Origin of the sequence: Candidatus Villigracilis vicinus (genome assembly GCF_016702885.1) — a bacterium.
GTDB classification, from domain to species: Bacteria; Chloroflexota; Anaerolineae; order Anaerolineales; family Villigracilaceae; genus Villigracilis; species Villigracilis vicinus.
Genome location: NZ_JADJDD010000005.1, coordinates 83,576 through 98,597 on the forward strand (window position 1 = coordinate 83,576; position 15,022 = coordinate 98,597).

General features: G+C 51.1%; 15 protein-coding genes. 12 read left to right on the forward strand and 3 right to left on the reverse strand.

Features of this window, described 5'->3' with window-relative positions; translation table 11 throughout:
• Nucleotides 1–67 precede the first annotated feature (67 nt).
• Both IPG80_RS05370 and IPG80_RS05375 read left to right on the forward strand, forming a co-directional pair.
• The gene (locus IPG80_RS05370; protein ID WP_345103482.1) at nucleotides 68–1,000 is read left to right on the forward strand and encodes an aldo/keto reductase; all 933 of its coding nucleotides are present in this window, start codon (nucleotides 68–70) and stop codon (nucleotides 998–1,000) included.
• A 13-nt stretch (nucleotides 1,001–1,013) separates the two neighbouring features.
• Nucleotides 1,014–1,259 (forward strand): hypothetical protein, encoded by a 246-nt coding sequence (locus tag IPG80_RS05375; protein WP_345103484.1) that lies wholly within the window; start codon nucleotides 1,014–1,016, stop codon nucleotides 1,257–1,259.
• Between the two features lie 16 nt (nucleotides 1,260–1,275).
• Here the strand turns inward: IPG80_RS05375 and IPG80_RS05380 are convergent, their stop codons facing one another.
• Nucleotides 1,276–2,124, reverse strand: coding sequence for a metal-dependent phosphohydrolase (locus tag IPG80_RS05380; RefSeq protein WP_345103486.1), 849 nt, complete (start codon nucleotides 2,122–2,124; stop codon nucleotides 1,276–1,278).
• Between the two features lie 87 nt (nucleotides 2,125–2,211).
• On the opposite strand from IPG80_RS05380, the gene IPG80_RS05385 reads away from it, so the two are divergent.
• The 3 genes from IPG80_RS05385 to IPG80_RS05395 all read left to right on the forward strand — a co-directional run bounded on the left by IPG80_RS05385 (nucleotide 2,212) and on the right by IPG80_RS05395 (nucleotide 5,224).
• Nucleotides 2,212–2,502: a hypothetical protein gene (locus IPG80_RS05385; protein WP_345103488.1), complete on the forward strand. Its 291-nt coding sequence runs from the start codon at nucleotides 2,212–2,214 to the stop codon at nucleotides 2,500–2,502.
• 8 nt (nucleotides 2,503–2,510) lie between these two features.
• Entirely contained in the window at nucleotides 2,511–3,446 is a 936-nt protein-coding gene (miaA, locus tag IPG80_RS05390; RefSeq protein WP_345103490.1) for a tRNA (adenosine(37)-N6)-dimethylallyltransferase MiaA, read from the forward strand.
• A 77-nt stretch (nucleotides 3,447–3,523) separates the two neighbouring features.
• Nucleotides 3,524–5,224 (forward strand): long-chain fatty acid--CoA ligase, encoded by a 1,701-nt coding sequence (locus IPG80_RS05395; protein WP_345103493.1) that lies wholly within the window; start codon nucleotides 3,524–3,526, stop codon nucleotides 5,222–5,224.
• Nucleotides 5,225–5,305: 81 nt separating this feature from the next.
• Here IPG80_RS05395 and ftsH read toward each other — a convergent pair whose 3' ends face one another.
• Both ftsH and IPG80_RS05405 read right to left on the reverse strand, forming a co-directional pair.
• The gene (ftsH, locus tag IPG80_RS05400; RefSeq protein ID WP_345103496.1) at nucleotides 5,306–7,165 is read right to left on the reverse strand and encodes an ATP-dependent zinc metalloprotease FtsH; all 1,860 of its coding nucleotides are present in this window, start codon (nucleotides 7,163–7,165) and stop codon (nucleotides 5,306–5,308) included.
• A 162-nt stretch (nucleotides 7,166–7,327) separates the two neighbouring features.
• Entirely contained in the window at nucleotides 7,328–8,089 is a 762-nt protein-coding gene (locus IPG80_RS05405; RefSeq protein WP_345103499.1) for an exodeoxyribonuclease III, read from the reverse strand.
• Between the two features lie 51 nt (nucleotides 8,090–8,140).
• Between IPG80_RS05405 and IPG80_RS05410 the strand changes: the two genes are divergently transcribed.
• The 7 genes from IPG80_RS05410 (at nucleotide 8,141) to IPG80_RS05440 (ending at nucleotide 15,020) form a co-directional block, all read left to right on the forward strand.
• Complete coding sequence (locus IPG80_RS05410) at nucleotides 8,141–8,530, forward strand: response regulator (protein WP_345103501.1); 390 nt, start codon at nucleotides 8,141–8,143, stop codon at nucleotides 8,528–8,530.
• Between the two features lie 47 nt (nucleotides 8,531–8,577).
• On the forward strand, nucleotides 8,578–8,949 hold the full coding sequence (locus tag IPG80_RS05415; protein ID WP_345103503.1) for a DUF192 domain-containing protein: 372 nt from the start codon (nucleotides 8,578–8,580) through the stop codon (nucleotides 8,947–8,949).
• Nucleotides 8,942–10,342: a peptidoglycan DD-metalloendopeptidase family protein gene (locus IPG80_RS05420; protein ID WP_345103506.1), complete on the forward strand. Its 1,401-nt coding sequence runs from the start codon at nucleotides 8,942–8,944 to the stop codon at nucleotides 10,340–10,342. The genes IPG80_RS05415 and IPG80_RS05420 overlap by 8 nt, the downstream gene beginning before the upstream one ends.
• A gap of 49 nt (nucleotides 10,343–10,391) precedes the next feature.
• Nucleotides 10,392–10,883, forward strand: coding sequence for a cyclic nucleotide-binding domain-containing protein (locus tag IPG80_RS05425; protein WP_345103509.1), 492 nt, complete (start codon nucleotides 10,392–10,394; stop codon nucleotides 10,881–10,883).
• A 305-nt stretch (nucleotides 10,884–11,188) separates the two neighbouring features.
• Complete coding sequence (locus IPG80_RS05430) at nucleotides 11,189–12,454, forward strand: branched-chain amino acid ABC transporter substrate-binding protein (protein WP_345103512.1); 1,266 nt, start codon at nucleotides 11,189–11,191, stop codon at nucleotides 12,452–12,454.
• 73 nt (nucleotides 12,455–12,527) lie between these two features.
• Nucleotides 12,528–13,661: a branched-chain amino acid ABC transporter permease gene (locus tag IPG80_RS05435; protein ID WP_345103515.1), complete on the forward strand. Its 1,134-nt coding sequence runs from the start codon at nucleotides 12,528–12,530 to the stop codon at nucleotides 13,659–13,661.
• Nucleotides 13,662–13,682: 21 nt separating this feature from the next.
• On the forward strand, nucleotides 13,683–15,020 hold the full coding sequence (locus IPG80_RS05440; RefSeq protein ID WP_345103518.1) for a branched-chain amino acid ABC transporter permease: 1,338 nt from the start codon (nucleotides 13,683–13,685) through the stop codon (nucleotides 15,018–15,020).
• The last annotated feature ends 2 nt before the right edge of the window (nucleotides 15,021–15,022 follow it).

The window sequence follows — 15,022 nt, forward strand, 5'->3', positions numbered from 1 at the left end:
TAACCCGAATCTTTTTAGGGAGTGATATTTTAAGATAAAATCGTCCAAATTCCCCAAAGGAGACGAAATGAACGAGGTCAGCAATGAAAACAGGTTCTTACACGCAGTCGAGATGGGGTTGGGTGCGTGGCAATGGGGAGACCGTGTAGTTTGGGGATACCAGCCGGGGGAGTCAGACAAAGGCATTCGAGAGTCATTCGATATTTCACTCAACATGGGTGTTCGTTTTATTGACACAGCGGAAGTGTACGGCAGTGGTCGCTCGGAACGACTTCTGGGACAGTTCATAAAAGAAACTGATCAACCCGTTCTGGTGGCAACCAAATTCTTCCCATGGCCCTGGCGCTTTAGCAAGGGCTTCATTCCGCGCGCCTTGAAAGCAAGCCTCGAACGTATGGGCTTGGATTCAGTTGACTTATACCAAGTCCATTGGCCTTCGCCGATCATGAGCCCGGAAACCTTGATGGAAGGCATGGCAGAATGTGTTAAAGAAGGTTTGACCCGTACTGTGGGCGTTTCAAACTTTTGGGAAACGCGTATGTTGCGCGCATATTCCGCACTGGCTCAAAAAGGGATTTCTCTGGCTTCGAATCAATTGCCATTCAGCCTGCTAAAACGCGATGCGGAAAAGAATGGCACACTGGCGCGCTGTAAAGAGCTCGGCATTCGCTTCATTGCCTACTCCCCTCTTGCTCAGGGTCTTCTTACCGGCAAGTATTCCATCGAAAATCCCCCTCCAGGTGTGCGCGGTTCGAACTACGCCGAGCTTCTCAAGAAATTGCCGCCCGTCATCAAAACCCTGCAGGAAATCGCGCAAACTCACGGAAAGACCGTCTCACAGGTGGCGTTGAATTGGACTATTTGCAAAGGTGCTTTGCCTATTCCCGGCGCCAAGAACGCCAGACAGGCAGAAGATAATGCAGGCGGCGCAAGCTGGCGCATGACCGAGGACGAAGTCGCCCGGCTGGATGAAGTAACCGACCACATCCGGGAATATTAAACGGAGAAACGCAATGAACGAACTTTCCAGCATACAAAAACTGACCAAGTTTTTTGTTTCCGAAAAGATTTTCTCTTCAATGGAAACAGAATCGAGGGCATGGAAGGTCAAATGCAATAATTGCGGGCACGAACGCTCGGTCTGGGGTATGGGGGGCATCCGTTGGAAAGCGTATGGAGAAAAAGCACTTTACCGCCGCTGTTCCAACTGCGGTGAACGAAGTTTGCTCAAAATTTATAAAAAGACTGCCGCAGGTTAACCCTGCGGCAGTCTTTTTATCGGTATGCATGCTCCGAGTCGAATACATGCGAGTGCATGTTCGCTACCCATTGTTTTCCATCTTCCGTCAGGCGCAGGTAAACCAGCGCATCTTGCAAATAAGGGTTAATCTGCTCCCAATAAAAACTGGCATAGTTCTTGCGCATATCGTTCGGAGATTTATAGCCAAGCCGGGCATTCACCCCCAACTCTTCAAATTCATAGAACAAAGCCGGTGTCTTGCGGAAATAATCCGGGTCGCCAAGCTGACCGACAAAGTCAGCCGCGCGAACCAATCCGCCCAGTCCTTTGGTGTCTTTATAAAAATCATCCTTGGGTGAGGGAAAACGCGTCATCTCAATATAGGAAGAGATCAAATCAGCATTGAGATGGGTTTCCATATCTTCAAGCAAGCCGGAACCAAATCTTTCCTGCACAAACAACTTGCTGCGATTCACATGATATGGAGTCAGTGCCACATCGGTTCCGTCGGGCGGAATACTCACCATTTCATCCCCCACCCCGGTGGCGAAGATGTTCTCTGTATCGTTCTTGCAAACCCCTTTCACATACCCGATATCGTGACAAAGAACCGCCACCATGTAACGCATCCAATCCGCCGGGGTTATACCGCCTTCGCGCAAATGCTTGCCTTCAATGATCGATAGCCCCGCCAGCGAAACCATGATGGTATGGTCAATATCATGGTACAACGCATCTGAATTCGAAATATTTTCCAAGGAAAGCCGCCCCACCCAGCTGACAATATTCCCATACTCCGGCTTGATATCGCCATACGAACGGTGATATGCCGTGCGTAATTGTTCCACGAACATATCAATGGTAAGTTCCTGCCAATTGATCATAGAGACATCCTCGGTAGTGTTAAAATTGGATTGTTGCAAAAGTTTACCAGAAACATAAGCCTGAACCGGAATGGAAACAGAATTGATATGACCCTAAATAAACACTTTTTCAAAGGCTTCCTGATCGGTCTTTTGGTCGTTATTTTGATAAACATCTTTGCCGCGCATCTTTTCTCTGACTGCGGTCTGCCAGCACTCTTTGGGCTGGGTGGCTGCGCCGACGCCATCTCGCGTCTCGGATTCCCATTTGTCTTCTTTGAGCAAGGCGGATTCGCATATCACAGTACCCTTAACCCGCCTTTCCTCATCCTTGATCTGGTCATTGGTTTGGGGATCGCAATGGGAACAGGTTTCTTCTTTAATAGGAAAAAGAAATAGTCCACAGAATGACCAAACCTCCCGTCATCCTCATCGTAGGTCCCACCGCCGTCGGCAAAACAGAATTGGCGCTTCGCCTCGCAGAAAAAATGCAAGGTGAGATCATTTCCGTCGACTCACGCCTCTTCTATCGCGGCATGGATATTGGCACCGCCAAACCATCCACTGAAGAAATGGCGCGAGTCCCGCACCACATGATCGATATCGTCAACCCGGATGAGACACTAAGCCTGGCAGTCTTTCAACAAATGGCACAAGAGATTATTGCAGGCATTCACGAGCGTGGACGCCTACCCCTCCTGGTTGGAGGTACGGGGCAATATATCCGCGCAGTGACGCAAGGGTGGAGTCCGCCAGAAGTAACGCCAAATGATGCCTTACGTTCTGTCCTTGAACATTTGGCAGAAACTCACGGCAAAGAATGGCTATACGCAAAACTAACTAGACTTGACCCGCAAGCGGCTCAAGCCATTGACCTGAGAAATGTCCGCCGGACGATCCGTGCGCTGGAAGTGATCTTCACAACAGGGAAAAAGTTTTCAGCGCAGCGCGGCGTGGGTGATTCGCCGTATCATTTGATCACCATCGGCTTGACCCGCCCACGTGCCGAGCTGTATCAACGTGTGGATGAACGCATCGATAAGATGTTCGCAGATGGATTCGTGAATGAGGTTAAGGATCTGCTTGAACAGGGTTACGCCCCCACATTGCCAAGCATGTCCGCGATCGGGTACAGGGAATGTGTCAGTGTGGCACAAGGCTCCATGACTGTGGAGCAAGCCAAAGTCGAAATGAGGCGCATTACACGCGTCTTTGTGCGAAGACAGTCCAATTGGTTCAAAGAGTCTGACCCAAGCATTCATTGGTTCCATCCAGCAAGTGAAAATTTACTCAATGAAATTGAAACTCTAATCCGTAACTCAATTAAAAATGGGGTGTTGTAATTGACTTTTAATATCTTCACGTATATACTTCTTTTTAAGTTTCAGCTTCAAAAGTCCAACAAACCAATGGAGGAAGTATGAGCAACAAACCCTGGCTGGCACATTACGATAAGGGTGTGCCGCAAACGATTGACTACCCGAAAGCGCCGCTGTTCCACTTTTTGGAAGAAGCTGCGCGCAAGTATCCTGACCGCGCCTGTACAATATTCAAGGGTGCGGTCATTTCGTATCGGGAAATGAATGAGCAGTCGAACGCCATGGCTGCGGCACTGGTGGAAATGGGAGTCAAAAAAGGCGACCGGGTTGGCATCTTCATGCCGAACCTGCCGCAATTCGTAGCTGCCTTTTTCGGTATTTTGAAAGCGGGCGGTGTTGTGGTTGCTGTAAACCCCACCTACCCAGTGGAAGAAGTGCTCACTCCTGTGAACGATGCGGGCATCGAAGTCATGTTCACTCTGACGCGCTTCTATAACACGCTCAAGGAAGTGCGAAACAAGTCGAACCTTAAGAAGATCATCGTTTCGAATTTGAAGGAAGCCCTACCTCCCGTCACCCGTGTGCTGTATACCCTGCTTCGAGAACAGAAGGGTGGCGACCGCCTGCATGAGCTTGAAAGTTCCGATGTCTGGATGCAGGACCTGCTCAAGAAACATGCCGGTTCTCCCAAGCCCTCCATTGATATTCAACCTGACGATACGGCACTCTTCCAATATTCAGGCGGTACGACCGGTGTACCGAAAGGTGCAGTTGCCATGCACCGTAACGTCGTGGCAAACACCTTACAAATCAAGTTATGGATGACCGGTTTGGAAGAAGGCAAAGAAGTGGTGTTGATGGGCATTCCGCTCTTCCATGTGTATGGCATGGTAGCGGGCATGAGCTTTGCCATGGCATCTGGTGCGACGATGGTGATGATACCGAATGCGCGTGATTTTAAGGACGTGCTCGACAACATCAGCAAGTACAAGGCAACCATCTTCCCCGGCGTACCTTTGCTTTATAACGCGCTCAACAATCATCCGGATGTGAAAGCCGGTAAATATGATCTCTCATCGATCAAAGCCTGTATCTCCGGTTCGGCGGCTCTGATGCGTGAAACAAAGGAAGAGTTCGAACGTTTGACAGGCGGCAAGGTCTTCGAAGGCTTCGGCATGTCTGAAGCACCCACCGCTGTGTCTTGCAATCCGCTCAATGGCGCGAACAAGACAGGCTCGATCGGCATGCCCCTACCCGATGTGGATATGAAACTCATCAGCCTTGACGACGGCGAAACAGAAGTTCCGTTCGGCGAGATTGGCGAGATCGTCGTCAATGGACCGCAGGTGATGAAGGGCTATCACAATATGCCAACCGAAACTGCCAATTCCCTGCGCCAGTTGAAGGATGGCAAGACCTGGCTCTTCACCGGTGACATTGCCCGCATGGATGAAGACGGTTATTTCTATATTGTCGACCGCAAGAAAGAACTCATCAAACCGGGCGGTTTCCAGGTGTGGCCGCGTGAAGTGGAAGAAGCCATCATGGATCACCCCAAGGTTTTGGAAGTGGGCGTGGGCGGCATCCCTGATCCGAAGAGTGGTGAAACGGTCAAAGCCTGGGTGGTGCTCAAACCCGGCGAAAGCTTGAGCGAAGACGAATTAAAGGAATTCTGCAAAGAGCGCCTCGCACCATATAAGGTTCCGCGTTACATTGAATTCCGCGGTGAACTGCCCAAGACCACGGTTGGAAAGATCCTACGCCGTGAGTTGGTAAGGCAGCATAAAGAAGGCGCGAAGTAAGGGTCAATTAATAACTCTGCACAAAAAGAGCCTCTCGATTTTCGAGAGGCTCTTTTCATATATAGATTGTGATTTACTTGCTTACATCAACTGCGGAGTACCGCTCTTTTTGCCGAAGGGCGGCGGGAAGAGCTGTTCAAACTCTTCACGAGTGATGGATTCCACTTCCAGCAGTTTCTTGGCAACAAGATCCAGCTGCTTGCGGTATTTCTTCACGGTCGCCTTGGCTTGCTTGTAGGCGTCTTCGACAAGCTTGCGGACTTCACGGTCGATCTGTTCAGCCACAGCTTCGGAGTAATCACGCTGTTCGGAAATTTCGCGTCCGAGGAAGATCAACTCTTCCTTCTGACCATACACAAGAGTTCCCATTTCGGCGCTCATACCGAGGCGGGTGACCATGGAACGAGCCATGCGGGTCACCTGTTCGATGTCGCCGGATGCGCCAGAGGTGATGTCGTCGAAGATCAATTCTTCGGCGGCGCGCCCACCCAGTGCCATGGCAAGGGTTGCGAGCATCTTCTTGCGAGACATGAGGATGCGGTCTTCATCGGGGCGGAACCACGTCACACCGCCAGCCTGTCCGCGACCAACAATGGTCACTTTTTGGACGGGGTCGGCTTCCGCGATGGCATTGGCTACGATGGCATGACCAGCCTCATGGTAGGCAATGATACGCTTCTCTTCATCCGAAATGAGACGGCTCTTGCGTTCCGGTCCCATCACGACGCGTTCGATGGCTTCTTCCAATTCGGATTGACCGATGGATTTTTTATTGCGGCGGGCAGAAAGGATCGCCGCTTCGTTGACGAGGTTTTCAAGGTCAGCACCTGCGAAACCGGGTGTGCCACGCGCCACAGAGGCGAGATCGGCAGCAGGTTCCAACGGCTTACCTTTGACGTGAACCTTGAGGATGGCTTCGCGTCCCTTTACATCTGGGCGGTCAAGCGTCACGCGGCGGTCAAAGCGACCGGGGCGCAGCAAAGCCGGGTCCAGAATATCGGGGCGGTTAGTGGCAGCGATGATGATGACGTTGGTGTCGGTGTCAAAACCGTCCATTTCAACGAGCATTTGGTTAAGGGTTTGTTCACGTTCATCGTGTGAACCGCCGAGACCCGCACCACGTTGGCGACCCACAGCATCAATTTCATCTACGAAAATAATACAAGGGGAATGGCGTTTGGCTTGGTCGAACAGATCGCGCACGCGGCTTGCACCCACACCCACAAACATTTCCACAAACTCAGAACCAGAAATGGAGAAGAAAGGCACGCCTGCTTCGCCGGAAACCGCCTTGGAGAGCAAGGTCTTACCGGTTCCAGGAGGACCCACCAATAAAACGCCTTTCGGAATACGGGCACCAAGTTGGATGAACTTCTGCGGTTCTTTCAAGAACTCGACGATTTCCGCGAGTTCCTGCTTGGCTTCTTCTGCACCCGCCACATCGGCAAAGGTCACAGTGGGATGCTCCCCACTGAACATGCGCGCGCGGCTCTTTCCGAACGACATGGCAGCATTGTTGCTGCCCTGCGCCTGGCGGAAGATGAACCACAACAAACCACCCATGAACAGAACCGGCAACAGGTACAACGCGCCGCTCAAAACGCCGCCCCACACAGAAGGAGCGCTCACTTCGACATTCATCTCGGCAAGCTGTTCAGGGGTGACGCCATAATCGCGGAGTTGTTCGATCAGGGTTGTATCCGACTCTTTACGTGATTCGAGCGCGGTTTCTTCAGACCCATTGACCTTTACCACACGAATGGTGTTGTCACTATCGATAATAATGCGCGCCACCTGTCCGCCCTGGATCATGCGAGCCACTTCACTAATAGTGAGCGGTTCGGTCGCGCTGGAATTGTCCTTTAAGCCAACGTAGATCATAGCTCCGATGGCAACAAGCAACAAGAAATACACAAAAACTGATTGACTACGGGAATTCACGGAATCCTCCAAAATTGACGAACTATGGCATTATACCAAGCCACCCACCTAGACGCGATGAACTGGGGTTTTATTATTATGATTCTCTAACACGCCTCAATTTTTAGCCGAAACCTAGTCAAAAAGACCTCCAGCCTTTTTCTGCCCGGAATTTATCACACCTTAATCCAGCACTAGTTCCACCGGGCAGTGATCGGACCCCAGAACCTCATCGTGAATGATGACGTCCCTTATCCTGGGCATGAGCGCCTCAGAGACGAGGAAATAATCCAAGCGCCAGCCTATGCCACGGGCGCGAGCGTTGAGGCGGTACGTCCACCAGGTATATTGGACGCGTTCCGGGTATAAACGTCGGTAGGCATCTGCAAAGCCGTTATCAAGGTATTTCTGAACCCACTCACGCTCCTCCGGCATAAAACCGGAAGTTTTTTCGTTGGCTTTGGGATTCTTCAAATCAATGGGCATGTGTGATGTGTTGAAGTCGCCGGTAATTACGACCAGCTCCCCCATTGAATGGAGTGTGGTACACAATTCAAGCAAACGCGCATAAAAGCGAAGTTTGTAATCAACGCGGTCATGACCGCGTTGACCGTTCGGGAAGTATATATTGAAGAGCCGCAGATTCCCCCAACGGGTTTGAACGACTCGCCCTTCCACATCAAATTCAGGCGCATCCAAACCAAGTTTAGCCTCATCAGGTTTGTCTTTAAAAAAGGTAGCCACTCCACTATACCCTGCCCGCTCAGCGGGATTCCAGATATATGGCAGTTTAAGTTGAGCCGCCTGCTCTTCATCCAATTGCTCAGGGCGTGCTTTTACTTCCTGCAAACACAATGCTGCGGGATTGCGCGCGAACGCCCAATCAAGTGCATCCTTACCTAGCGCAGCGCGGATTCCATTAACATTCCACGTAATGATATTCATACGAAGTTGACCCGTCCCTTTATGGTAAACTTGCTCGGAAGGCAAAATATTATGGATGAAACAATCGCAAAAAACATCTTGTGCGTTGAAGATGAACCCGAAATGATCGACCTTATCCGGTTGATCCTTTCTCGGAAAGGGTTTAATGTACGAGGTGCAGCAGGGGGCGTGGAAGGCATCCGCCTTATTCGCGAAAATCCCCCGGACCTAGTCTTGCTTGATCTTATGATGCCGGATATGGATGGCTGGGAAGTATACCAACAAATGAAAGCCGACAGCGCCACGCGAGACATCCCCGTGATCGTGGTCACCGCCAAAGCGCAGAACATTGATAAGGTTCTCGGCTTACACATCGCCAAAGTGGATGACTACATCGCCAAACCCTTCAGTCCGCAGGAATTAATGGACAGCGTGGAAAAAGTCCTAAGTCAACAAAAGTAAAATTTTTAATGCGGGCGGCGAATACGCCGCCCATTTTCATAAATAACATGCCCGACTCCATCACTATTGCCAATTTAAACCGACCTCTCGCAAAGCCCGCCTTGGTGGGGTATTGCGATACATTCCTATCTAAACTGCGCGGACTGATGTTCCGCCCCCGCCTCGACCCGGACGATGGATTGCTCCTCGTTGAAAAGCGTGATTCACGCCTCGACACATCCATCCATATGTTCTTCGTCCCTTTTGATCTGGCAGTATTCTGGATCAACTCCGACATGGTAGTGGTGGATAAGGTCATCGCCAAGTCATGGAAGCCGGCGTATGCACCCAAAGCAGCAGCACGTTATACCCTCGAAATACACCCAGACCGCTGGGGGGACTATGAGATTGGCGACAAAGTTGAATTCAAAAATGCGTAAACTTGTTCTGACAGTTCTACTATCCGTAACGCTTCTAATCCCTTTCAAACCTGCGCTTGCCCAAGATACGGGTCCTGTCTATGTTGTGCAGCCAGGCGACAGTCTATATTCCATTGCAGCTCGTTTCAGCATCAGTCTGGATGACCTTCTGGCAGCCAACGGCATTGCCGACCCAAACTCTCTGGCAGCCGGGCAGCAATTGATCATCCCCGGCTTGGATGGCGTCTCCGGCATCCTTGATACGAAGTTCATCAACTTCGGCGATTCCTATCGTGGGCTGATGCGCCAGACCCAGGTGCCTGATGCTCTGTTCCGTAAACTCAACCATGTTGTCAGCCCTAGTGAATTTTATGTGGGCACGAACATGATCGTTCCCCTTCAGGATCAAACCCAATATAGCAAACGTGTTTCTCCTGCTACGGGCGAGTCTATGTTGGAGCTGGCGGTAAAAAATAATACGGATGTCTGGTCACTCAACAGCATCAACCAATTGGACGGTTCATGGGCAGCATTGCCGGGAGACACTTTATATGCTCCAGGCGAATCCAGTGAAAATAATGCCAGTGGGCTGCCTTCGGCATTCATCAGCGCTGAGATACGGGACCTTCCGATCAAACAAGGCGGCACAGGCGTGATCACTGTTACAGCGCAGCCCGGGGTAAAACTTGGTGGTTTGTTGGTGGATCACCAACTTCAATTTTTTCCAAGTCAGGGTGGGACTCTGGTCGCTTTACAGGGTGTGCATGCATTGCTTGAGCCTGGGGTTTACCCTCTGCGTTTGGATGCAACTCTTCCCGATGGCAGTACACAATCGTACGAACAGCTGATTCTGATCGTTTCAGGCAACTACCCCGAAGATCCGCTCCTTTATGTAGATCCCGCCACAATCGACCCAGCTTCGACTGAACCTGAGTCTCAACAATTAATTTCCCTTACAACGCCTGCCACTCCCACCAAATATTGGGTCGGTGATTTTATTTCGCCTGCCATTGCATATGCCGAATCAACCTATTTCACTTCCCGATATGGTAACCGCCGCACCTATATTGGTCAGGGTACTGAGTTATCTGTACAGGGTTTTCATACGGGATTGGATTTCGGCGGCGGCGACGGTTTGCCCATCACGGCTCCGGCTTCTGGGATAGTGATCTTCGCGGGACCCTTAACTGTGCGCGGAAACGCAACGGTGATCGATCATGGCTGGGGAGTGTATAGCGGCTTCTGGCATCAGTCTGCGATGCAGGTGGAGGTGGGGCAGTCTGTTAATTTAGGGGATGTGATCGGGTTGGTGGGCGGGACCGGACGTGTAACCGGGGCACACCTGCATTGGGAGTTATGGGTAAACGGCGTCCAGGTGGATCCGCTTGATTGGTTAAATCAGCCTTACCCTTAAGAAGAATGGGGCGTTGCACTTCATCCGTGATTATGCTAAACTTTCTGACATGAGCAACCTAGTTAACTTCCTAAAACAGAGTGATATTTTCTATCAATTTACGCCCACCCAACTTGAGCTGGTCGCCAATCTGTGCCAGGAAGTTGAGTTTGAAGCGAATCAGGTCGTTTTTCAAGAGAACAGTAGTAGTAAGGAACTGTATGTGATCGTACAGGGGGAGGTGGATATCCTCATCAATCGCGGTATGACAGGTTCACTCGGTAAATCAGAAACAGTCGTCGCACGGCTGAGACGGGGGCAATCGTTTGGCGAAGTGGCATTGGTTGATGAAGGGCTCAGGTCTGCATCGGCACGAGCAACACAGAAGGATACACGCCTGCTTGTTATCCCACGCGATAAGATCGTGATGTTATGCGAGACGTACCCACAGCTTGGATATCGTTTGATGTATAACCTGGCTGCGGACCTTGCCATGAAGATCCGCAACACCGACTTGCGCATCCGTGAACAGCTTCTTTATAAACCTGCGGAAAACAAGTAGCCATATTCTTGATAAGGACAAATTTCCTCTAATTTTTTTGAAACGTATAGACACAAATGCTTGACCGAAGCTAGAATTCGACGTATCATTAGCTATTCGCGTTGAGTGTATTGGTATTTGTCAAAGTTTCATCAATCAAGCCATAAAAATCCATACGTCAGGGTTTTTAGGCTTTCTTTGTATATAAACTAAATCCTTTAAAAGGAGGTGATGCCGACTTAAGCGCGCATGGTCTGCTCTGTTTGTCGCCACCCGCATTTTGCGGGAATCAAATAAAAAATTGTAAATTTTGGAGGAGTAAGATAATGAACAAGCGTTTACTCGCTTTACTGTCCTTGTTGGTGATTGCCAGCATGGCACTCGCCGCCTGCGGCGCCCCTGCCGCCACCGAAGCCCCTGCTGCTACCGAAGCTGCCGCTACTGAAGCCGCTGCTACCGAAGCTGCCCCTGCCGAATCCATGGGCACCATCAAGATCGCTACCCAGAGCCCTCTCTCCGGCGGTCAGTCCTTGCTCGGCGTTGCTATCAAGCAGGGCGCTGAATTGGCTCTCGAACAGCTCGCTGGCGACCTCGTTGCCATGGGCTATGATGTCCAGCTCGCCCCGTACGATGACCAGGCCACCCCTGACGTCGGCGTTGCGAATGCCAAGAACATCGTTGCTGATACCGACATCCTCTGCGGTGTGGGTCACTTGAACTCCGGCGTTATGATCCCCTCCTCCGAGGAATATCACACCGCCAACCTCGCCTTCGTCTCCCCCGCCAACACCAACCCCGTTGTGACCACCCGTGGTTACCTCGAAGTGAACCGTGTTGTGGGTCGCGATGATGTCCAGGCTCCTGCCGCTGAAGAATATGCGTTCACAACCCTCGGCGCCAAGTCCGTCTACATCATCCACGACAAGACCGCTTACGGTCAGGGCGTTGCTGAATTCTTCCGCGCTGCTGCTGAAGAAGATGGTATTCAGGTGATGGGCTTCGAAGGTACCGAAGAAACCGCTAACTTCGATGCGATCGTTACTCCTTTGATCGCCGCCAACCCCGACGTTGTGTTCTTCGCTGGTATCTACAACCAGGCTGGTGTGTTCTTCAAGCAGGCTCGCGATGCCGGTTACGAAGGCACCTTCCTCGGCACCGATGGTATGGACTCCTCCGACCTCGCTGACATCGCTGGTGATGCTCTCACCACCGGCGGCGGCATGGCTTACACCACCGTTGCAGGACCTGCCGGCGCCTACCCCAAGGCTGCCACTTTCGTTGCTGACTACACCGCCAAGTTCGGTGGTGCTCCTGAAGCTTACGCCGCTCAGGCGTACGACTCCATGGGCGTCTGCTTGACCGCGATCAAGGCTGCTGCTGAAGCTGCCGGTGGCAAGCCCACCCGCCTTCAGGTTGCTGAAGCCGTCCGCGCTGTCAGCTACGAAGGTCTGACCAGCACCATCACCTTCGATGAAATCGGTGACCTCCCCCTCGCCAAGTACTTCATCATCAAGGTGAACGCTTCCACCAAGGATGCATGGGGCACCAACGAAATCATCGATTCCTTCGATCTCGCCTCCCCCGGCAAATAATCCTAAACTGCTCTACAAGCCTCTCTCCCGTACGGGAGAGAGGCTCATTTTCAAAAAGGACAGGATTGATGAAATGAAGCAACTCACCGAAAATCCCGTTTATAAATTCATCCTATTTCCAATCGGGCAGATCATTATATTTGCGTTGGGGGCGAGCGTGATCCTGTCGCTGGTCACCATGCTCCTTTCTCTAGTATTTAAAATCAATGTAACGGATTATGACCTCGTGGAAAGGTCAGCTCTGATCTTGCCGCAGGTCATCATCAACGGTTTGACCATTGGCTTTGTATATTCCACCATCGCCCTCGGGTACACCATGGTGTATGGTGTTTTGGAATTCATCAATTTTTCGCACAGTGAGATCTTTATGGTGGGCGGTATTGTAGGCGTACAGTTGATGGCATATTTCGAGCATCTTGGGATCCTTGCAACGCTAAATCAATATTTGGTGATCGGTCTTGCCATTCTATTAGCGATCGTAATATCCGGCTCCCTTGCCGTCACTGTGGAGCGGGTTGCTTACAAACCGTTGCGTGGAGCACCAAAACTTGTACCGCTCATCTCTGCCATTGGTATGTCATTCTTCCTTCAAGATGCGGTCCGCTTGATCCTCAGCCTCACCACCGGCGAGTTCAATGTCATTCTTCCAAAATTTGGAACTTTCGATGAGTTTTGGAAACTGGCAGTCCCCGGCATGGCTGATCCGCTACGCATTCAGATCAAATCAGTCATCATCGTGGGCATTGCGGTATTGATGCTGGTAGCGTTGAACTTTCTGGTTAACGGCACGAAGATCGGTAAAGCGATCCGCGCGGTTGCTCAAGATCGCCCCTCCGCAAGCCTGATGGGAATCAACGTCAATTTGATCATTTCCATTACATTTTTGATCGGCGGCGCACTCGGTGGAGCAGCAGGTGTATTGTTCGCGTTGAAAGCTACGAAGTTGGATCCATTCGTCGGCTTCTTCCCCGGCTTAAAAGCGTTTACATCGGCGGTTCTCGGCGGTATCGGCAACCTAACTGGCGCATTGCTCGGCGGGTTGGTTCTAGGTCTGCTTGAATCTTTTGCCGCGTCCTATCTTTCGATGTTCACAAACGGCGCGTTTGGTGCAGAGTATAAAGATATCTTTGCCTTCGCCATCCTGATCATTGTACTTATCTTCCGGCCGTCCGGTTTGCTCGGACAAACTGTTGGGCAGAAGGCTTAGCCTTCTCAGGAAAGGGTACCCATGAAAAAATTATTCAACGATCTTTTCCAGAAAGCCAATACAGGTTCCTGGCCCATTGTCATCTCACTCGCATTTTTGCTCGTTGGAACGTTAAGCGTTTACCAAAGCCCAAGGTCGTTATCTGCCTTCCTTACTTTGATGATCTGCCCGCTCCTTCTTTACTTCATGAAAATGAACATGAAGGTCAAGGTCTTCATTGGTCTGCTTTTGATCGTCGTGATCTTCCCGGTCCTTGGCATCCGCAACATTTTCTATCTTGAAGTCATCTTCCAGATGGCCGTGTTCGCAGCTCTTGCACTGGGCTTGAACATCGTGGTCGGTATGGCAGGTTTGTTGGACTTGGGATATGTGGCGTTTTACGCTGTTGGAGCCTACGCCTGGGCGATTTTTGGTTCAAAACAGTTATCCCTGCTGCATTCCATCCCTGGGGCAGCGCCAGCAGATGCACAATTTACACTTGCACCTGATTGGTTCTGGCTATTCCTCTTCCTGGGTGTTGGGCTTGCAGCTCTTACTGGCATTACGCTGGGTCTTCCGGTTTTGCGCGTAAAAGGCGATTACCTCGCGATCGTTACCCTTGGTTTCGGTGAAGTGATTCGTGTGCTGGCACTTAACCTGGACAAACCGCTCAACCTGACGAACGGACCTCAAGGGATCACCCCCATTCAGCGACCGTCTTTGCCACCTGAACCCATCCTGCAATTTTTCAGGAATATTTTGGCTCCAGTGGTGGGGCATGTGCCAACAGATGCTGAGTTCTATAACGTTTTCTTCTACTTCCTTGCCTTGGTCATCATCATGGTCGCAATCATAGTGGCGACCCGCCTGGAAGACTCCCGCATCGGACGCGCATGGACAGCCATTCGTGAAGATGAAACCGCTGCCATCGCCATGGGCGTTCCCCTCGTCAAGATGAAGCTGGCTGCCTTTGCCGCTGGTGCCTCCTTTGCAGGCATTATGGGAGCGCTCTACGCTGCGAACCGAACCTTCGTCAGCCCTGAAACCTTCTCCTTCCTGCAATCCATTGGTGTGTTGACCATGGTCATCCTCGGCGGCTTGGGAAGCATCCCCGGCGTGATCTTTGGCGCAGCCGCAGTTGTGCTATTGAACATCCAGGTTCTTCAGAATTTCTCGCTCTACTTGAGTGAACTTCGTCAAAGCGACGCGGTCATCCCTGTCATCAACTTTGCATGGAAGAACCTCTCCAATCAATTGGATCCGGCGAAATATCAAAAACTCGTCTTTGGTATCATCCTGATCGTGATGATGATCTTCCGCCCCTCCGGCTTGATCCCTGCCGAGCGCCGTAAACGCGAATTAGTTGAAGACAAAGAATAGGC